The organism is Pseudoalteromonas sp. Cn5-37 (assembly GCF_021532495.1).
GTDB lineage: Bacteria > Pseudomonadota > Gammaproteobacteria > Enterobacterales > Alteromonadaceae > Pseudoalteromonas > Pseudoalteromonas simplex.
The window spans coordinates 263,028-276,945 of record NZ_JAKGBA010000002.1; the positions used below are offsets into that span (position 1 = coordinate 263,028).

General features: G+C 42.5%; 12 protein-coding genes. 8 read left to right on the forward strand and 4 right to left on the reverse strand.

All coding sequences use genetic code 11. The annotated features are described in order from the left end of the window. Window positions 1-37: 37 nt before the first annotated feature. The 3 genes from L1266_RS05990 to pdsR all read right to left on the reverse strand — a co-directional run bounded on the left by L1266_RS05990 (window position 38) and on the right by pdsR (window position 3,137). On the reverse strand, window positions 38-208 hold the full coding sequence (locus L1266_RS05990) for a hypothetical protein (RefSeq protein ID WP_156426462.1): 171 nt from the start codon (window positions 206-208) through the stop codon (window positions 38-40). A 113-nt stretch (window positions 209-321) separates the two neighbouring features. Next, window positions 322-2,448, reverse strand: coding sequence for a proteobacterial dedicated sortase system histidine kinase (gene pdsS, locus L1266_RS05995; protein ID WP_235377081.1), 2,127 nt, complete (start codon window positions 2,446-2,448; stop codon window positions 322-324). Next, entirely contained in the window at window positions 2,448-3,137 is a 690-nt protein-coding gene (gene pdsR / locus L1266_RS06000; RefSeq protein ID WP_062564867.1) for a proteobacterial dedicated sortase system response regulator, read from the reverse strand. The genes pdsS and pdsR overlap by 1 nt, the downstream gene beginning before the upstream one ends. A gap of 219 nt (window positions 3,138-3,356) precedes the next feature. On the opposite strand from pdsR, the gene pdsO reads away from it, so the two are divergent. Genes pdsO through L1266_RS06015 form a run of 3 tightly spaced genes read left to right on the forward strand, consistent with a single transcriptional unit; the run spans window position 3,357 to window position 6,693 of the window. After that, complete coding sequence (pdsO, locus tag L1266_RS06005) at window positions 3,357-4,094, forward strand: sortase-associated OmpA-like protein PdsO (RefSeq protein WP_235377082.1); 738 nt, start codon at window positions 3,357-3,359, stop codon at window positions 4,092-4,094. A 26-nt stretch (window positions 4,095-4,120) separates the two neighbouring features. After that, window positions 4,121-6,121, forward strand: a complete 2,001-nt coding sequence (locus tag L1266_RS06010; RefSeq protein WP_235377083.1) for a marine proteobacterial sortase target protein — start codon at window positions 4,121-4,123, stop codon at window positions 6,119-6,121. Then, window positions 6,109-6,693 (forward strand): class GN sortase, encoded by a 585-nt coding sequence (locus L1266_RS06015; RefSeq protein WP_235377084.1) that lies wholly within the window; start codon window positions 6,109-6,111, stop codon window positions 6,691-6,693. Before L1266_RS06010 ends, L1266_RS06015 begins: the two co-directional genes overlap by 13 nt. On the opposite strand, the gene L1266_RS06020 is transcribed toward L1266_RS06015, so the two are convergent. Beyond that, window positions 6,603-7,547 (reverse strand): DMT family transporter, encoded by a 945-nt coding sequence (locus tag L1266_RS06020; protein ID WP_235377085.1) that lies wholly within the window; start codon window positions 7,545-7,547, stop codon window positions 6,603-6,605. The genes L1266_RS06015 and L1266_RS06020 overlap by 91 nt on opposite strands. Before the next feature lie 385 nt (window positions 7,548-7,932). On the opposite strand from L1266_RS06020, the gene proB reads away from it, so the two are divergent. The 5 genes from proB to L1266_RS06045 all read left to right on the forward strand — a co-directional run bounded on the left by proB (window position 7,933) and on the right by L1266_RS06045 (window position 13,804). Then, the gene (gene proB / locus L1266_RS06025; RefSeq protein ID WP_054551200.1) at window positions 7,933-9,036 is read left to right on the forward strand and encodes a glutamate 5-kinase; all 1,104 of its coding nucleotides are present in this window, start codon (window positions 7,933-7,935) and stop codon (window positions 9,034-9,036) included. 63 nt (window positions 9,037-9,099) lie between these two features. After that, window positions 9,100-10,062 (forward strand): GGDEF domain-containing protein, encoded by a 963-nt coding sequence (locus L1266_RS06030; protein ID WP_054551201.1) that lies wholly within the window; start codon window positions 9,100-9,102, stop codon window positions 10,060-10,062. 68 nt (window positions 10,063-10,130) lie between these two features. Beyond that, on the forward strand, window positions 10,131-10,490 hold the full coding sequence (locus tag L1266_RS06035; protein WP_054551202.1) for a glutathione S-transferase N-terminal domain-containing protein: 360 nt from the start codon (window positions 10,131-10,133) through the stop codon (window positions 10,488-10,490). An 81-nt stretch (window positions 10,491-10,571) separates the two neighbouring features. After that, window positions 10,572-12,056 (forward strand): glutamate--tRNA ligase, encoded by a 1,485-nt coding sequence (gltX, locus tag L1266_RS06040; protein WP_054551203.1) that lies wholly within the window; start codon window positions 10,572-10,574, stop codon window positions 12,054-12,056. Between the two features lie 221 nt (window positions 12,057-12,277). After that, window positions 12,278-13,804 carry an arylsulfatase gene (locus L1266_RS06045; protein ID WP_235377086.1) on the forward strand — a complete coding sequence of 509 codons (1,527 nt, stop codon included), beginning with the start codon at window positions 12,278-12,280 and terminating at the stop codon, window positions 13,802-13,804. Window positions 13,805-13,918: the final 114 nt, after the last annotated feature.

The following is a 13,918-nucleotide window of genomic DNA, read 5'->3' on the forward strand; positions in this document are numbered from 1 at the left end:
ATTCCAAAGGTGCGCCATTGTAATGATCTCAGCTTACTCAGGTCAAATAAGTTGCTTTGTAGTTTGCTTTATATTGCGCTGTATCAACTTTTTTTGTGTCAGCTTTTACAGGCTGCTTTTTTGGAGCCGCTGGTTTATCGGTTGCTTCATTATAGCTAAACAGCCCCATAATGAATTCAATCTCTTCACGTTGTAATCCAGATCGCATGATGCCCTCCAAAGAATAATTTGCCTTTTGTATTACAAATATTACGTCCTGTAATCTGAATTATCGGTGAACATCGCGTCACTAAACTGTAATCATATGTAACGCAAATATGCTTATTTAATAGGCAGCTCCACAGTAAACACAACACCTGTGCCATCATCTAAATTTTCTGCCAATACTTTACCGTGATGGTAATCGCAAATAAGCCTTACAATATAAAGACCTAAACCCAAGTGGGGCTGCTGCTGATGCTGTTGACTTCTCACCGAGACCATTGAGTCGAAAATGTGTTCAACTAAACCGTCAGGGAGCAAAGGCCCTTGGTTGCTGATTGTTAATAATGCATGCTGCTCTTGCTTGGTTAAGCTGACTGAAATTGTGCTTTGCGGGGTTTTAAACTCAAGTGCGTTGTTGATGAGCTTATCGAGTAATTGGGCAATAAATTCTGGTGCACCACTAACATTTAACGGCTCTTTACAAAGCGACAAGGTAAATAGGCTTTCACCATAGGTTATTTGATAGCCTTGCATGCAGCCGGTGATCACCTTGGTCAGGTCAAACTCTTCTGCCTCGGCACTTTGAATACTTTGTTCAAGGCGCGTTGCTTCACTCATGGTGGTAATAATTTTACCTAACCGCTCAACCCCTTCACTGGCACGGTCGAGGTATTTTTGACTCAGTTCAGATTGCGGCTGCATTTGTAAATTTTCAAGCGATGAGCGCACAACAGCCACGGGCGTACGAAGTTCATGGGAGAGTCGTGATGACATATTTTCTAAGTAATCAGTATAACCACTTAAACGGCTAACAATGTTGGCAAAGCTGCGAGAAAGATCGCCAATTTCGTCATTCGAATCGGCATAAGTAATTTTGCCGGTGATCCGCCCTTGGGCATCAATGGCTTGTTCGGCGTTGTCACGTAAGCGGCGAATACGGCTGGAAATTCTTGAAGCAAAAAAGAACAGTGTCACAGTACCAACAAGCATCACCGCTAAAATGACATTAAATAGCTTTTCTAACGATTTATTACGCAGAGTACGCACGCCGTTGGTGGTTTCTTCTGCGATTACTGCACCTATTACTTTGTCTTGGATCCAAATAGGGTAGGCCGCCGATAAAATAACGGCTTTGTTATCTGGGGTTAAGCGCCATGATGATGCGGGTTTACCATTTAAAGCGCTGGCTATGTGAGTACCTTGCATCGCTGCGACATCATGTAAGGTATCAATAAACTCATTTTCTGGGCGAGTTAAAATTTTATAGTAAAGTGGGTGTAAGTAATCTTGCTCAAAGCGTTGCCACCAGGTTGTTGCGGGCGCATCTTTTAGGCCGTCTGCCCAAACGCCATCGGCATGATGAATTGAGCCAGATTGTGCAAGTACACGATGATGGTTATCGACGACCCAAATTCGGCTGCCACTGTGGCCCATGCCTTTCAAGATACGGTTAATTTCTGGCGAAGGCACTAAAACAGAGCCGATATCATTGGGGTTTTGTAGATTTGAGGTCGACATAAGCTGAGGCTCAACTTTGTCCTCATCCCAATCTTCAATCGCAAAACCAAGCTTATTACCTAGCATCGAAAGCGGAAAACGCAGCTCTATGTTGTAACCCGTGTCGGTGCTTTTAAAATAGCCTTGGATTTTAGTGACCGGCTCTTGTGTCGAAGCATCAAAGGCATTAACCCAACCATCTTGGCGGGCGGCCACCACATAACGTTTAAATTCACCTTCTGGTGTTTTTAACATGATCTGTAAGTGATCATTACGGGTAAAGCTAAGCACATTTTTAGCGCGATACACCAGTGAGCTGTCAGTGACTTTAAAAGCCGCATAGAGGTAGTTTTCGTATTTGCCCACCATATGATCAAAACTTAGATCACTATCTTGATGATCATTACTTAACCCCTGTAAATAGCGCTTGTCGTAATGCCAAAATAGGTTTTGATAAGGCTGCCATTCCGACAACTTACCATCAAGTTGAATCGGGTTATTTAGGTTATAGGCATATAAATCTCGGCCTTTTACAACTTGATCTAAAAAGTTGGTTTGCGAGTCAAACAAAGCGGGGCGCTCATGTAATGCGGTTGCGAGTGCGCGGGTGGTGCCCACTAAGGTTTTTTCTTGCCCTTGTCTTAAGAACTTTTCCATTTCCCAAACATATTCATAGCCAAGCCAAGGTAATAAAAATAAAAAGCAGGATAAGAAAATAAACTTTGTTCTAAGCCCCAAACGCAGCATTAAGCTTGCTCCCAGCGATAACCCATACCGTAAACGGTATCAATGCAGTCAAATGCATCATCTAAAGCAATAAACTTTTTACGAATGCGTTTTACGTGTGAAGTAATAGTGCTGTCATCAACATAAATTTTCGCATCACTCATTAATTCGTTGCGGCTTTTTACATGGCCTGGGCGCTGTGCAAGCGAATGTACCATCCAAAATTCTGTCACAGTTAAATCAACCAGTTGCTCTTGCCAAAAAACCTGCATGCGCTGAGTATCTAACTTTAACGGGCCGCGATGCAAAAGAGCGGTTTGGTCGGCAGGTTGATCGAAGGCATCAAGGCGTCTAAACAAGGCACCAATGCGAGCAGCAAGGTGCGCCATACTGATGTCTTTGGTTAAGTAGTCGTCTGCTCCCATGCGCAGGCCACATACGGTATCAATTTCGCTATCGCGGGCGGTTAAAAATATAATCGGTAAGGTTTTAGAAAGACTGCGTAATGTTTGGCAAAGTAAAAAACCACCATCCACTTCATGGCCAAGGCCAATATCAACAATGGCTAAATCTGGTAAAGATTGACTAAATGCCAGTTCAGCACTGGATCTGTCAGCAAAGCCTACAACCTGATAGCCCTGAGCGCTGAGCATTTCTGTGTAGTTTTCGCGGATTGCTGTTTCATCTTCAACGATTGCTATTTTCTTCATTGTTAATACTTACTTAAATTCTTTCTATAGCGAACTATACCTAATTTTTTGCCTTGCGTACTGGCAAAAACGCGATTGCCATTTTTCTGCCACAATTGCTCAGCAGTTTGCCTTTTTTGATCCCCTTTATTGCCATTTCGACTTGTTTTAATAGCTCCATACCAAGTTCGCAACACCAACCAATGTTGCCAAGCAATTAAGTAGAAAAAGGATTAAACCATGAAAAAATTAATTATTGCCGCTGTTATCACGTCTGCTGTATCTGTAGCCCCTTTTGCAGACGCTGCGAGTCAAGCTAAACAAGAAACACCAAAAGAAACAGCCATTGGCTTAAGTGCTGGTGCCGTTGTTGGCGGCCTAGTCGGCGGCCCAGTGGGTGCATTTATTGGCGCGTTTGCTGGTGGCTTAATTGGCGAAAAAGAAGCGGCAGACAACACCATTGATGAACAAGCACACGCATTAGTTGTGATGAAAGAGCAAACCGCTGATTACCAACAAGTAATTGCTGATAACGCAGCCCTAAGTGAGCAGCTTGAATTATTAACTGACGAAAAAGAGCAGTTACTACAAGCTCAATTAAACACTCTACTGGCGATGACGGTACAGTTTAAAACCGGCTCTAGCGAAATTGCCCCACACTTTGCTAACCAGCTCAATAAAGTCGCGCAGTTACTGATTGCCCAGCCAAATCTGGCTATCGACTTAAATGGCTTTGCAGATCAGCGTGGTGATGAACTGGCTAATTTAATGCTCTCAAAACAGCGTGTAAATGCAGTGCAAAGCTACTTAATTAAACAAGGTGTGCCTCATACGCGCTTAACCGCTACCGCCTTTGGTGAGCAGCAAAGTGTTGCCGATTCAAATAACTACGAAGACAACGTGTTTGACCGCCGCGTAACTTTAACGACACGCCCTGTTTCACAAAGCAGCTTACGCACAGCACAAAGTAACCACTAATTCATCGGTCGATGGAGTGACATATTATGTTGAGTAACCGTACCAAAAGGCTCCTTTTTGGGAGCCTTTTTATCCTCTTATTAGGTTATGCAGTTAACCCTGCATTTGCAGCCAATGCTAGTGCCGAACTGCGATTTTATGATGATTCTAATAGCCAAGTGTCGTCGGGCTTATTAGTGAAAAACGATGTCACTATGACGCTCACCGGGCTTATTAATCATGTTGTTGTTAAACAGCGTTATCAAAACCCGCACCCGTTTGCGGTTAATGCCCGATATGTGTTTCCGTTACCAGATGAAAGCGCAGTTCATGCCATGCAAATGCAAATTGGTGAGCGCATTATCACCGGTAATATTGCCCTTAAGCAGCAGGCTGAACAGCAATTTGAGCAAGCCCAAAAACAGGGTAAACGCGCCGCTTTAGTACGTCAGCAACGTGCGAATATTTTCTCTACTGATGTAGCAAACCTTGGAGCAGGGGAAGAGATTGAAATTACCTTGCAATACCAAGAGATAATCGGCTTTCGAGATGGTGTGTTTTCACTGCGTTTTCCAACCACTATTACGCCGCGCTACGAACCTTTAATGGCAGAACTGCAGCAAAAAGTGAATCTAGAAACAAAAGACACAGAACAACAGAACGACGCAACAGCTAACACAGCGCAAGTGGCATCAGCGTGGCTAAAGCCTGTTTTTCATCGTGCACAAAGCCAAGAGTCTGATGCGAGCCTAAACCTTGCTATTTCGATGGATATTGGCCTTGAACTCAGTGATATCAACGCTAATTTAGCGGGCATGCAAATCGATAATCCAAGTTTTGGTCGGTACCAGTTATCACTTAATCGTGATGTTCCAATGGATAGAGACTTTGAGCTGACATTTAAGCCCCTTGATAAAGCCCACTCTCAGGCTGCATTTTTTACCGAAACAGTAGCAGGGCAAGAATATGGTTTACTGATGTTAGTACCGCCAAGCGATCACTTTACTTCGCAAGCTCGTCTGCCTCGCGAAATGGTGTTTGTTGTAGATACCTCTGGCTCAATGCATGGCCAATCAATGGAGCAGGCTAAACAAGCCTTGTTTTATGCCCTTTCATTATTGGATGAAAATGACAGTTTTAACATCATAGGCTTTGATAATGAAGTGTCGGTATTAAGTGACACGCCAATGATTGCCAATGACTTTAACATTCGCCGTGCAGAGCGCTTTATTTATGGCTTACAAGCCGATGGCGGCACCGAAATAGCAAAAGCACTGACTCAGGTACTTGATGGTAAACAGCATGATGGCTTTGTACGCCAAGTGGTGTTTTTAACCGATGGCAGTGTGGGTAACGAAACGCAGCTATTTAAACAAATTCAAACAGATTTAGGTGACAGCCGACTCTTTACCGTCGGTATTGGTAGCGCACCTAATAGCTTTTTTATGACCAGAGCTGCTGATATTGGCCGTGGTACATTCACTTTTATAAGTAGCACCAGCCAAGTACAGCCCAAAATGCAGCTGCTATTTGATAAATTAGCGCATCCCGCGGTTACAGAACTTGCACTTGAAGGCGACAAAGCAGCCCTTGAGTATTGGCCATCGCCATTACCTGACTTGTATTTTTCAGAGCCGGTTTTGGTTGCTGTGAAGCTTGATGGCAGTCAGCACTTAACATTAAAGGGGCAAACAAACACAGGGCCAATGACGATTAATTTAGCAACGGCCAATGCCGCAAACGGCGAAGGTATCGCTAGACTCTGGGCCAGACAAAAAATTAAGTCACTACTGCTTCATAATGAAAAGGATGCGGTACGCGCAGAAGTCGAGACATTAGCACTTCAGCATCATTTACTTAGCCCTTTTACAGCCTTTATTGCAGTTGATAACTATGCGGATAATGAGATTGCAGAGCGTTCAATGCAAGTGAGAAACAAACTTCCTAACGGCATGACGCTACCGCAAACCGACGGACAAAGCCGCGTGTTTATGCTAATCGGGTTACTATTACTCGCTTTTTCGTGGTTATGGCAATGGCGACGCTAAAAAAAGTGCTGCCAGTTTGCAGCGCCTTACTTGGCATCGCATTGTTTGTGAATGGTGGCTATATGCAGGCGAAAGCTTGGCTGGCTCAGGCTCTGATTGAATCTGCTTGGCAGCAAGCTTTGCAAAGTCCTAATCAGCAAGTGAGGCCTTGGTTTTACGCCGATGGTTATGTCACTGCACACATAGAATGGCCAAGCCAGCAGCAAGAATTGACTGTACTTGCTGGTGCATCGGGGCGAAACCTCGCGTTTGCCCCCGGGCATTTTTTGCCAAGCGGTGAACTTGGCAGCACAAATGGGGTGTTGATTGCGGGTCATAACGACACCCACTTTGCATTTCTAAAACATGTCAAAGTGGGTGAGCAATTCAGTATGCAATTGCAAAATGGCCAAATTGAGCACTATCAAGTTCGCAGCGTTGATGTTATTCATCAAAGCGAGCAAGGGTTTTTAGCACAATCAGGCCTTTATTTATTAACCTGTTACCCTTTTGACTTGTTAGCTTCTGGGACTGAGTTTAGGCTATTGGTGTCGGCTGATAAATTATCGTCTACGTCAACTTTGAGTTCTTGATGACGTTGGCTAACAATAACACCGGCAAATACCACCGCAATACTCACCCATTGCCAAAGTGTGAGTACTTCGCCAAGTAAAATGGCAGACAAAATTAACGCAAAAATTGGAATGAGGTTTGAGTAAGCAGCAGCGGTTAATACCGACACCTTACTGATGGCGTAATTGTACATGCCATAGCCGCCTAAAGTGACACATGAGCCTAAATATAAAATGCTCAGTAGGGCACTTAAATCGTGCTGATTTTCGCTGGGTAGTTCGATAAATAATAAAAAAGGCGCAAAGAATAAGCTACCGCTAAACCCTTGTATTGCTATTAAGGTCAGCGGTGAGTAACGTGCGACTAAGTGTTTTACGCTCACCGTATAAAACGCCGCGCACACCATTGCCATCAATTCTAAAAAGTTACCAAGTAGTGGGTTAGGGGCTTGCTCAGTACTTGGTGATAATAGCGTTAATAAAATACTGCCGCCAATACATAAGGTAAAACCAACGACAATGGCTTTACTGATGTACTCTTTTAAAATTAAGAACGCCAAAATAGCGACGATAATTGGTAAACAAGAGACAATCACCCCAGCTTGCGATGCCGAAGTGTATTCAAGAGCATGCCCTTCAAATAAATAATAGAAACAAGGCTCAGCCAGTGACATACCAATTAAGTACTTCCAGTCGCCTGGTTTGAACTCAAAGCGGATTATATAGCGCCATAAACATAAGCTAATCAATAGGGTGGTTAGCATTCTTAAAAAAATCACTAACACAGGATCATAAACATTGATTGCATGCTTTAAAGCAATGTAAGAGCTACCCCATAAAAAGGTCGCAATAATTAAGCATAAACTGGCTGGCATAAGTGTCGCTATTGAGTAAAAAAACGAGAGCGCGATCCTAGCATGAATTTTTTTAACTTGTTCAAAAACTGTTAGCTGGTATAAATATACCCAAACTACCTCAATATGCGAGTTTCAGTTGGAATTAAAAGCGATTTAGGCAAGGCATTGATTGCAAATAATAGTGGTTCTATTGTTAAAATCAAGAACGCAGTATAAATCGCTTTTAAACCAACCCTTTGGGCGCTTCACAGGCACTTACTCTCATCGTTGTTACTTCTTAAAAGGGACTGCCATTCTTGCAAAGTAACGCCTTGATATTAAGTACCTGTGAAACGCTGAATTCTGCATCTTGAGGTAGCTTGGGTATAATCTTTCTACTTTAATTACAGAATATAAGAATCAAATGCAAAGGCCACACGTCGTTGTTGTAAAGCTGGGCACAAGCGTGCTGACAGGCGGTACCGACAAATTAGATAAAGCACACATGGTTGAACTTGTTCGCCAATGTTGTGAATTAAAAAAACAGGGTTATCAGGTTGTTTTAGTATCAAGCGGCGCGGTTGCTGCAGGTCGCGAGCAACTCATTACCCCCTGTGGTCGCTCTTTGATTGAAAAACAAATGCTTGCCGCAATTGGGCAAGGGCAGCTTATTCATATTTGGCAGAGTCTGTTTGCTTTGTATGGTGTGAATGTAGGGCAAATGCTACTGACCCGCGCCGATGTAGAAGACCGTGAACGTTACTTAAATGCTCGCGATACTTTAAATGCACTACTCGCTCACAATGTGGTGCCAATTATCAACGAGAACGACGCTGTAGCCACCGCCGAAATTAAAGTCGGTGATAACGATAACTTATCTGCTTTAGTCGCAATATTAGCGAATGCTGAAAAGCTGTTATTGTTAACTGACCAAGAAGGCTTATTTACAGGCGATCCTCGCTCTGATGCCAATGCAACACTTATCAATGAAGTTGAGCATATTAATGATGAGCTTAGAGAGCTCGCTGGTGGCAGTGGCACCACCCTAGGTACCGGTGGTATGGCAACCAAACTGCAAGCAGCCGATATTGCACGTCGCGCCGGTGTTGAGGTAATTATTGCCAAAGGCGCAGGTAAAAATGTGATTTTAAATTGCATGGCCGACAAGCTCCCTGGTACGCGCTTTTTAAAACTCACCGCACCAAAAGATGGCCGCAAAAAGTGGTTACTTGCAGGACCTAAAAGTACGGGGCAATTAGTAATTGATGATGGCGCAAGCCTTGCGCTTAGAGAACGTGGCGCAAGCTTACTGGCAAAAGGCGTAAAGACTGTGAAAGGGCAGTTTGAGCGTGGTGATGTGATTGAAGTGGTGACCTGCCAAGGGCAATGTATTGCTAAAGGCCTTGTTAACTTTAACCATCAAGAAATTGATCAAATTAAAGGCTGTCATTCATCGCAAATAACTGAGTTGCTTGTATTTGCACCAAGCAGTGAAGTCATTCACCGAGATGATATGATTTTGTTATAGTTTTTTAGTAATTCTAGCAAACTTAACTAAACTAAAGTTATGTTTTATTTTGGGGGCTTCTAAATGGCTTCTAATGCTTGCGGGCATGACTGGGTAGTCACTATAACGCAACAGGAAGAAGAGCCTGAGTTAGACAGTGCACTGATAAATGCTGTTGCTGAATTAGGTGAGTTTACACGTTTTGCAATCTATATTAATAAAACCTTTAATATTGGTCTTCCCGCACGGCTGTTAAATAAGAACACAGCCATTGAGGAGCTTAGCGAGCAAGAAGTCCTAGACTTATTGGCAAAAGTCAGTCGCAATAAAATTCGGATTAGCCGTGATTGTGGGGTGATATCGACATATGTGCCAATTTATTACACTGGCAATGTTGTCGGTATACTTGTTGTTGAATCTGATAAAGAGTTAACCGAGCGCTGCAGTATGCTAGCTATTTATATGCTGAATATCTATGCGAATCAGCTCTCTTTATTACATAAATCACAGCAGGATCCACTTACTGAACTTCTTAACAGGCAAACATTTGATAAAAAAGTGATTGAGATAGCTGCCAATACAGCGGTCGAGCATGACTCTAAGCAGTGTCATTGGTTCCTTGCTATGGTCGATATTGATCATTTTAAACGTGTTAATGATAACTATGGTCATGTAATTGGTGATGAGGTTATTTTACTTGTGGCACAGCTTTTAAAAAATAACTTTCGTATTGAAGATTACGTTTTTCGCTACGGCGGCGAAGAGTTTTCTGTGTTATTTCAAGCAAGTGACGAGCTAGATGCACGAAATGCACTTAATCGTTTTCGCTCCTGTGTTGCCCAATACCCATTTCCTCAAGTAGGCAACTTAACAGTGAGTAGTGGTTTTATGCCAATCTACGAGTTTGAAATGGTTGCCAGCCTTGTGCAAAAAGCCGATCAGGCCTTATACCATTCTAAAAACAGCGGTCGTAATTGTGTCACTGCTTACTCCGAACTAGATATTCAACAAAGCCAACCTCAAGATGATTCAATAGAGCTGTTTTAAGGTGTTGCAGCGCGCTTTGCTGTGTTAAAATTGCCCACTATTTTTTAGAGCCCTATTGAGAAGGTAAGATGAAGTTTGTTCGTTGGTTGTTAGGCCGCATCATTTTGTTTTTTGATTTTGTATTCACACCACGTAGTAAGAAGCGTCCAGCAGCAGAGCAAGCCGCGCTTGATTCAGTGACATCACAATTTAAACTATATCAATTTAAAGCCTGTCCATTTTGCGTGAAAGTACGCCGTGCCATTAAACGTCAAGGCCTTTCAGTTGAAACCCGTGATGCCAAAGATAACGAGCAATTTCGCCAGGAGCTATTAGAGCAGGGCGGAAAAGTAAAAGTGCCTTGTTTACGCATTGAAGAAAACGGCCAAGTGACTTGGTTGTATGAATCAAACGATATCATTGCTTATTTAGATAAAGTCGCGGCATAAAGCGGCTTTTCACTTCGATTATAGCCCGTGCTGTGCTAGCATTTGGGCAAATTTTTTAATTGTCTTTTGAGAGATATAACCATGACAATTCGCACCCGTGTTGCTCCGTCACCGACTGGCGACCCGCACCTAGGTACTGCATATATCGCATTATTTAACTACTGTTTTGCTAAGCAGCAAGGCGGTGAGTTTGTGTTACGTATTGAAGATACAGACCAAGTTCGTAGTACGCCAGAATCAGAGCAAGCTATTATGGATAGCTTACAATGGTTAGGCTTAAACTGGGATCACGGTCCAGATGTAGGCGGTGAGTTTGGCCCATACCGTCAATCTGAGCGTAGCGATTTATATAAGAAATTCGCGCATCAGTTAGTTGAACAGGGTAAAGCTTTTTACTGTTTTGCTACGAGCGAAGAACTAGACCAAATGCGTGAAGAGCAAATGGCCGAAGGTCTACGCCCTAAATACGATGGTCGTGGTTTAAATCTTTCTGAAGATGAAATTAAAGCAAACCTTGAAGCGGGTAAGCCTTACGTAATCCGTATGAAGATCCCAAGCGAAGGCACGTTTAAGTTTAACGACTACCTACGTGGCGAAATTGAGATCCCATGGGAAAATGTAGACATGCAAGTGCTACTTAAAGCAGATGGTTTCCCAACTTACTTCCTTGCCAACGTTGTTGATGATCATCACATGCAAATTAGCCACATTTTCCGTGGTGAAGAGTGGATCAATTCAGCGCCTAAGCTATTAAAATTATATGAAGACTTCGGTTGGGAAGCGCCAGTATTAGGTCACTTACCGTTACTGCGTAACCCAGATAAGTCAAAATTATCGAAGCGTAAAAACCCAACTTCAATCAACTACTATAAAGAAATGGGTTACCTTCCAGAGGCACTATTAAACTATTTAGGCCGTATGGGTTGGTCAATGCCAGACGAGCGTGAAAAGTTCACCTTAGCAGAGATGATTGAACACTTTGATATGAAACGAGTGTCGCTTGGCGGCCCAATTTTCGATATCGATAAGCTTAGTTGGTTAAACGGTATGTGGATCCGTGAAAACTTATCTGATGCAGAGCTAATGCAGCGTTTTGTTGATTGGAAATTTAATACCGAGCTATTCGCTAAAGTATTGCCAGAAGCTAAAACACGTATTAATACGCTTTCTGACATGGTTGACCTTGCGGGCCACTTTGTAGGTGGTATTCCAAGTTATGATCCTGCGCTATTAACAGCAGGTAAAGCTGATGAAGATGTAATCCGTCAAGCATTACAGTTCTTCATCTGGCAATTAGAAGGTTTACGTAGTTGGGAAAAACCAGCGATTTTTGCTATCGCAAAAGAAGTGGCGACTTTCCATGAGTTGAAGATTAAAGACTTCCTAGAGCCAATCTTTGTGGCTATCACAGGTAAGACATCTTCAACATCAGTACTTGATGCGATGGAAATTTTAGGCTCTGACTTATCGCGTGCTCGTTTACGTGTTGCTTTAGCACATCTTGGTGTGTCTAAAAAGCAAGCGAAAAAAATTGAGCGTGCATACCGCGATTATCCGCAAGCTTAATCATCCTTTAGTTTTATAAACCGAGCTTTATGCTCGGTTTTTTTATATTTAAATCAAAGTTACCCCAGATTTAACTTGTAAATAGGGACTGCTCTAATAGTATTAAACATGCACAATTTATCACTTGTATGAATATCTTAAGAAAGCAGTATAAGGTGACTGCAAGCGAGGGATTTTTGAAGCTAAGGCAAATGCTTTAGTCAGTTTTCAAGGAGAAAGTGATGTTTAAATACATACTGGCCTGCGTGGCCATTTTAGGCTTAAGTTTACCAAGTGTCGCTGCAGAAAAACCCAATGTACTTGTTATTTGGGGCGATGATGTTGGTATGTGGAATATTAGTGCTTACCATCGAGGTATGATGGGAGGCAGTACACCTAACATTGATAGCATTGCGAATGATGGCATGATATTTATGGATCATTACGCACAGGCCTCGTGCACTGCTGGCCGCGCTGCATTTATTACTGGTCAGTATCCTATGCGTACAGGTCTCAGTACCGTAGGTCTTCCTGGCGCACCACAAGGTTTGCAAGAGAAAGATCCAACCTTAGCAACCATGCTCAAATCAAAAGGTTACGTTACAGGCCAATTCGGTAAAAATCACTTAGGTGATCGTGATGAACACTTACCTACAAATCATGGCTTTGATGAATTTTTTGGTATCTTATATCACCTCAATGCGGGTGAGTATCCAGAGCAGCAAGATTATCCTCAAGACGCTAAAACACAAGAAAAGTTAGGCTTAAAAATGCGTGGAGTCATTCATTCAAAAGCGCTTGGAAATGGCAAACAAGAGATTAAAGATCTTGGCCCATTTGGGAAAGAGCGTCAGCGTAATTTAGACCAAGAAGTACTTGTAGAGTCAAAACGCTTTATTCGTGATGCAGTAAAACAGAATAAACCTTTCTTCGTGTGGCATAACACAACTCGAATGCATTACCAAACTAACCTTAATAAAGCTTATGACGGTAAAACTGGCTTTGGTTTATATGCTGATGGTATGGCCGAAATGGATGATGATGTAGGTGAGTTACTTAACTTACTTGATGAACTTAAAGTCGCTGATAACACAATAGTGATGTTTTCTACCGACAACGGTGCCGCATCAAACTCATGGCCAGATGGTGGTAATCAGCCATTTCATGGTGAAAAAGGCGTTGGTGGCTGGGAAGGTGGCTTCAGAGTACCTATGGTTGTTAAATGGCCGGACCATATTCCTAAAGGTGTGAGCACAGGTGAGTTCATGACAATGGAAGATTGGATGCCAACGATTATGTCGTGGGTTGGCGATAAAGATTTAAAAGCTAATTTATTAAAAGGTACCAAAATCAATGGTCAAAAGTATAAGGTTCATTTAGATGGTTTCGATCAAAGTGATATCTTACTGAACAATGGTAAAACAAAGCGTAAAGAGTTCTATTACTTCACCGAAACTACCTTTCATGGAATGCGTTACGGTGACTGGAAGTTAATCTTTACAGAACAAAATCATTGGTTTAGGTCTACACAGCAAGCTCTTACTTCACCTTACATTATTAACTTAAAAATGGATCCATTTGAGCGTTTCATTGATGCTAGGGGTTATGATGAGTGGGCTGAAAACCGTAGTTGGATTTTAGGCCCTGCAGGTAATCAAATTTCAGAGTTTGTAAAAACCTTTAAGGCATTTCCGCCTAGTCAAGAGAGTATGTCAGTACAAGTGGGTAGTGTTGCTGAAATGATTTCTCAGCAAGCGTTAAACCGCTAAAAACGATAGGCTTTACCAGAACACAATGTTGCAAAATGACAGTTTTGCTCATCGCTGGTAAAGCCTTTACTGCTTCGAATTTGAAAACCATGAGCCAGCTCAAGTAATAGTTGC

Bases quoted from the DNA above. Each gene is read 5' to 3' on its own strand.
- L1266_RS05990 (WP_156426462.1), bottom strand. From the start codon at position 208: ATGCGATCTGGATTACAACGTGAAGAGATTGAATTCATTATGGGGCTG.
- pdsS (WP_235377081.1), bottom strand. From the start codon at position 2,448: ATGCTGCGTTTGGGGCTTAGAACAAAGTTTATTTTCTTATCCTGCTTT.
- pdsR (WP_062564867.1), bottom strand. From the start codon at position 3,137: ATGAAGAAAATAGCAATCGTTGAAGATGAAACAGCAATCCGCGAAAAC.
- pdsO (WP_235377082.1), top strand. From the start codon at position 3,357: ATGAAAAAATTAATTATTGCCGCTGTTATCACGTCTGCTGTATCTGTA.
- L1266_RS06010 (WP_235377083.1), top strand. From the start codon at position 4,121: ATGTTGAGTAACCGTACCAAAAGGCTCCTTTTTGGGAGCCTTTTTATC.
- L1266_RS06015 (WP_235377084.1), top strand. From the start codon at position 6,109: ATGGCGACGCTAAAAAAAGTGCTGCCAGTTTGCAGCGCCTTACTTGGC.
- L1266_RS06020 (WP_235377085.1), bottom strand. From the start codon at position 7,547: ATGCCAGCCAGTTTATGCTTAATTATTGCGACCTTTTTATGGGGTAGC.
- proB (WP_054551200.1), top strand. From the start codon at position 7,933: ATGCAAAGGCCACACGTCGTTGTTGTAAAGCTGGGCACAAGCGTGCTG.
- L1266_RS06030 (WP_054551201.1), top strand. From the start codon at position 9,100: ATGGCTTCTAATGCTTGCGGGCATGACTGGGTAGTCACTATAACGCAA.
- L1266_RS06035 (WP_054551202.1), top strand. From the start codon at position 10,131: ATGAAGTTTGTTCGTTGGTTGTTAGGCCGCATCATTTTGTTTTTTGAT.
- gltX (WP_054551203.1), top strand. From the start codon at position 10,572: ATGACAATTCGCACCCGTGTTGCTCCGTCACCGACTGGCGACCCGCAC.
- L1266_RS06045 (WP_235377086.1), top strand. From the start codon at position 12,278: ATGTTTAAATACATACTGGCCTGCGTGGCCATTTTAGGCTTAAGTTTA.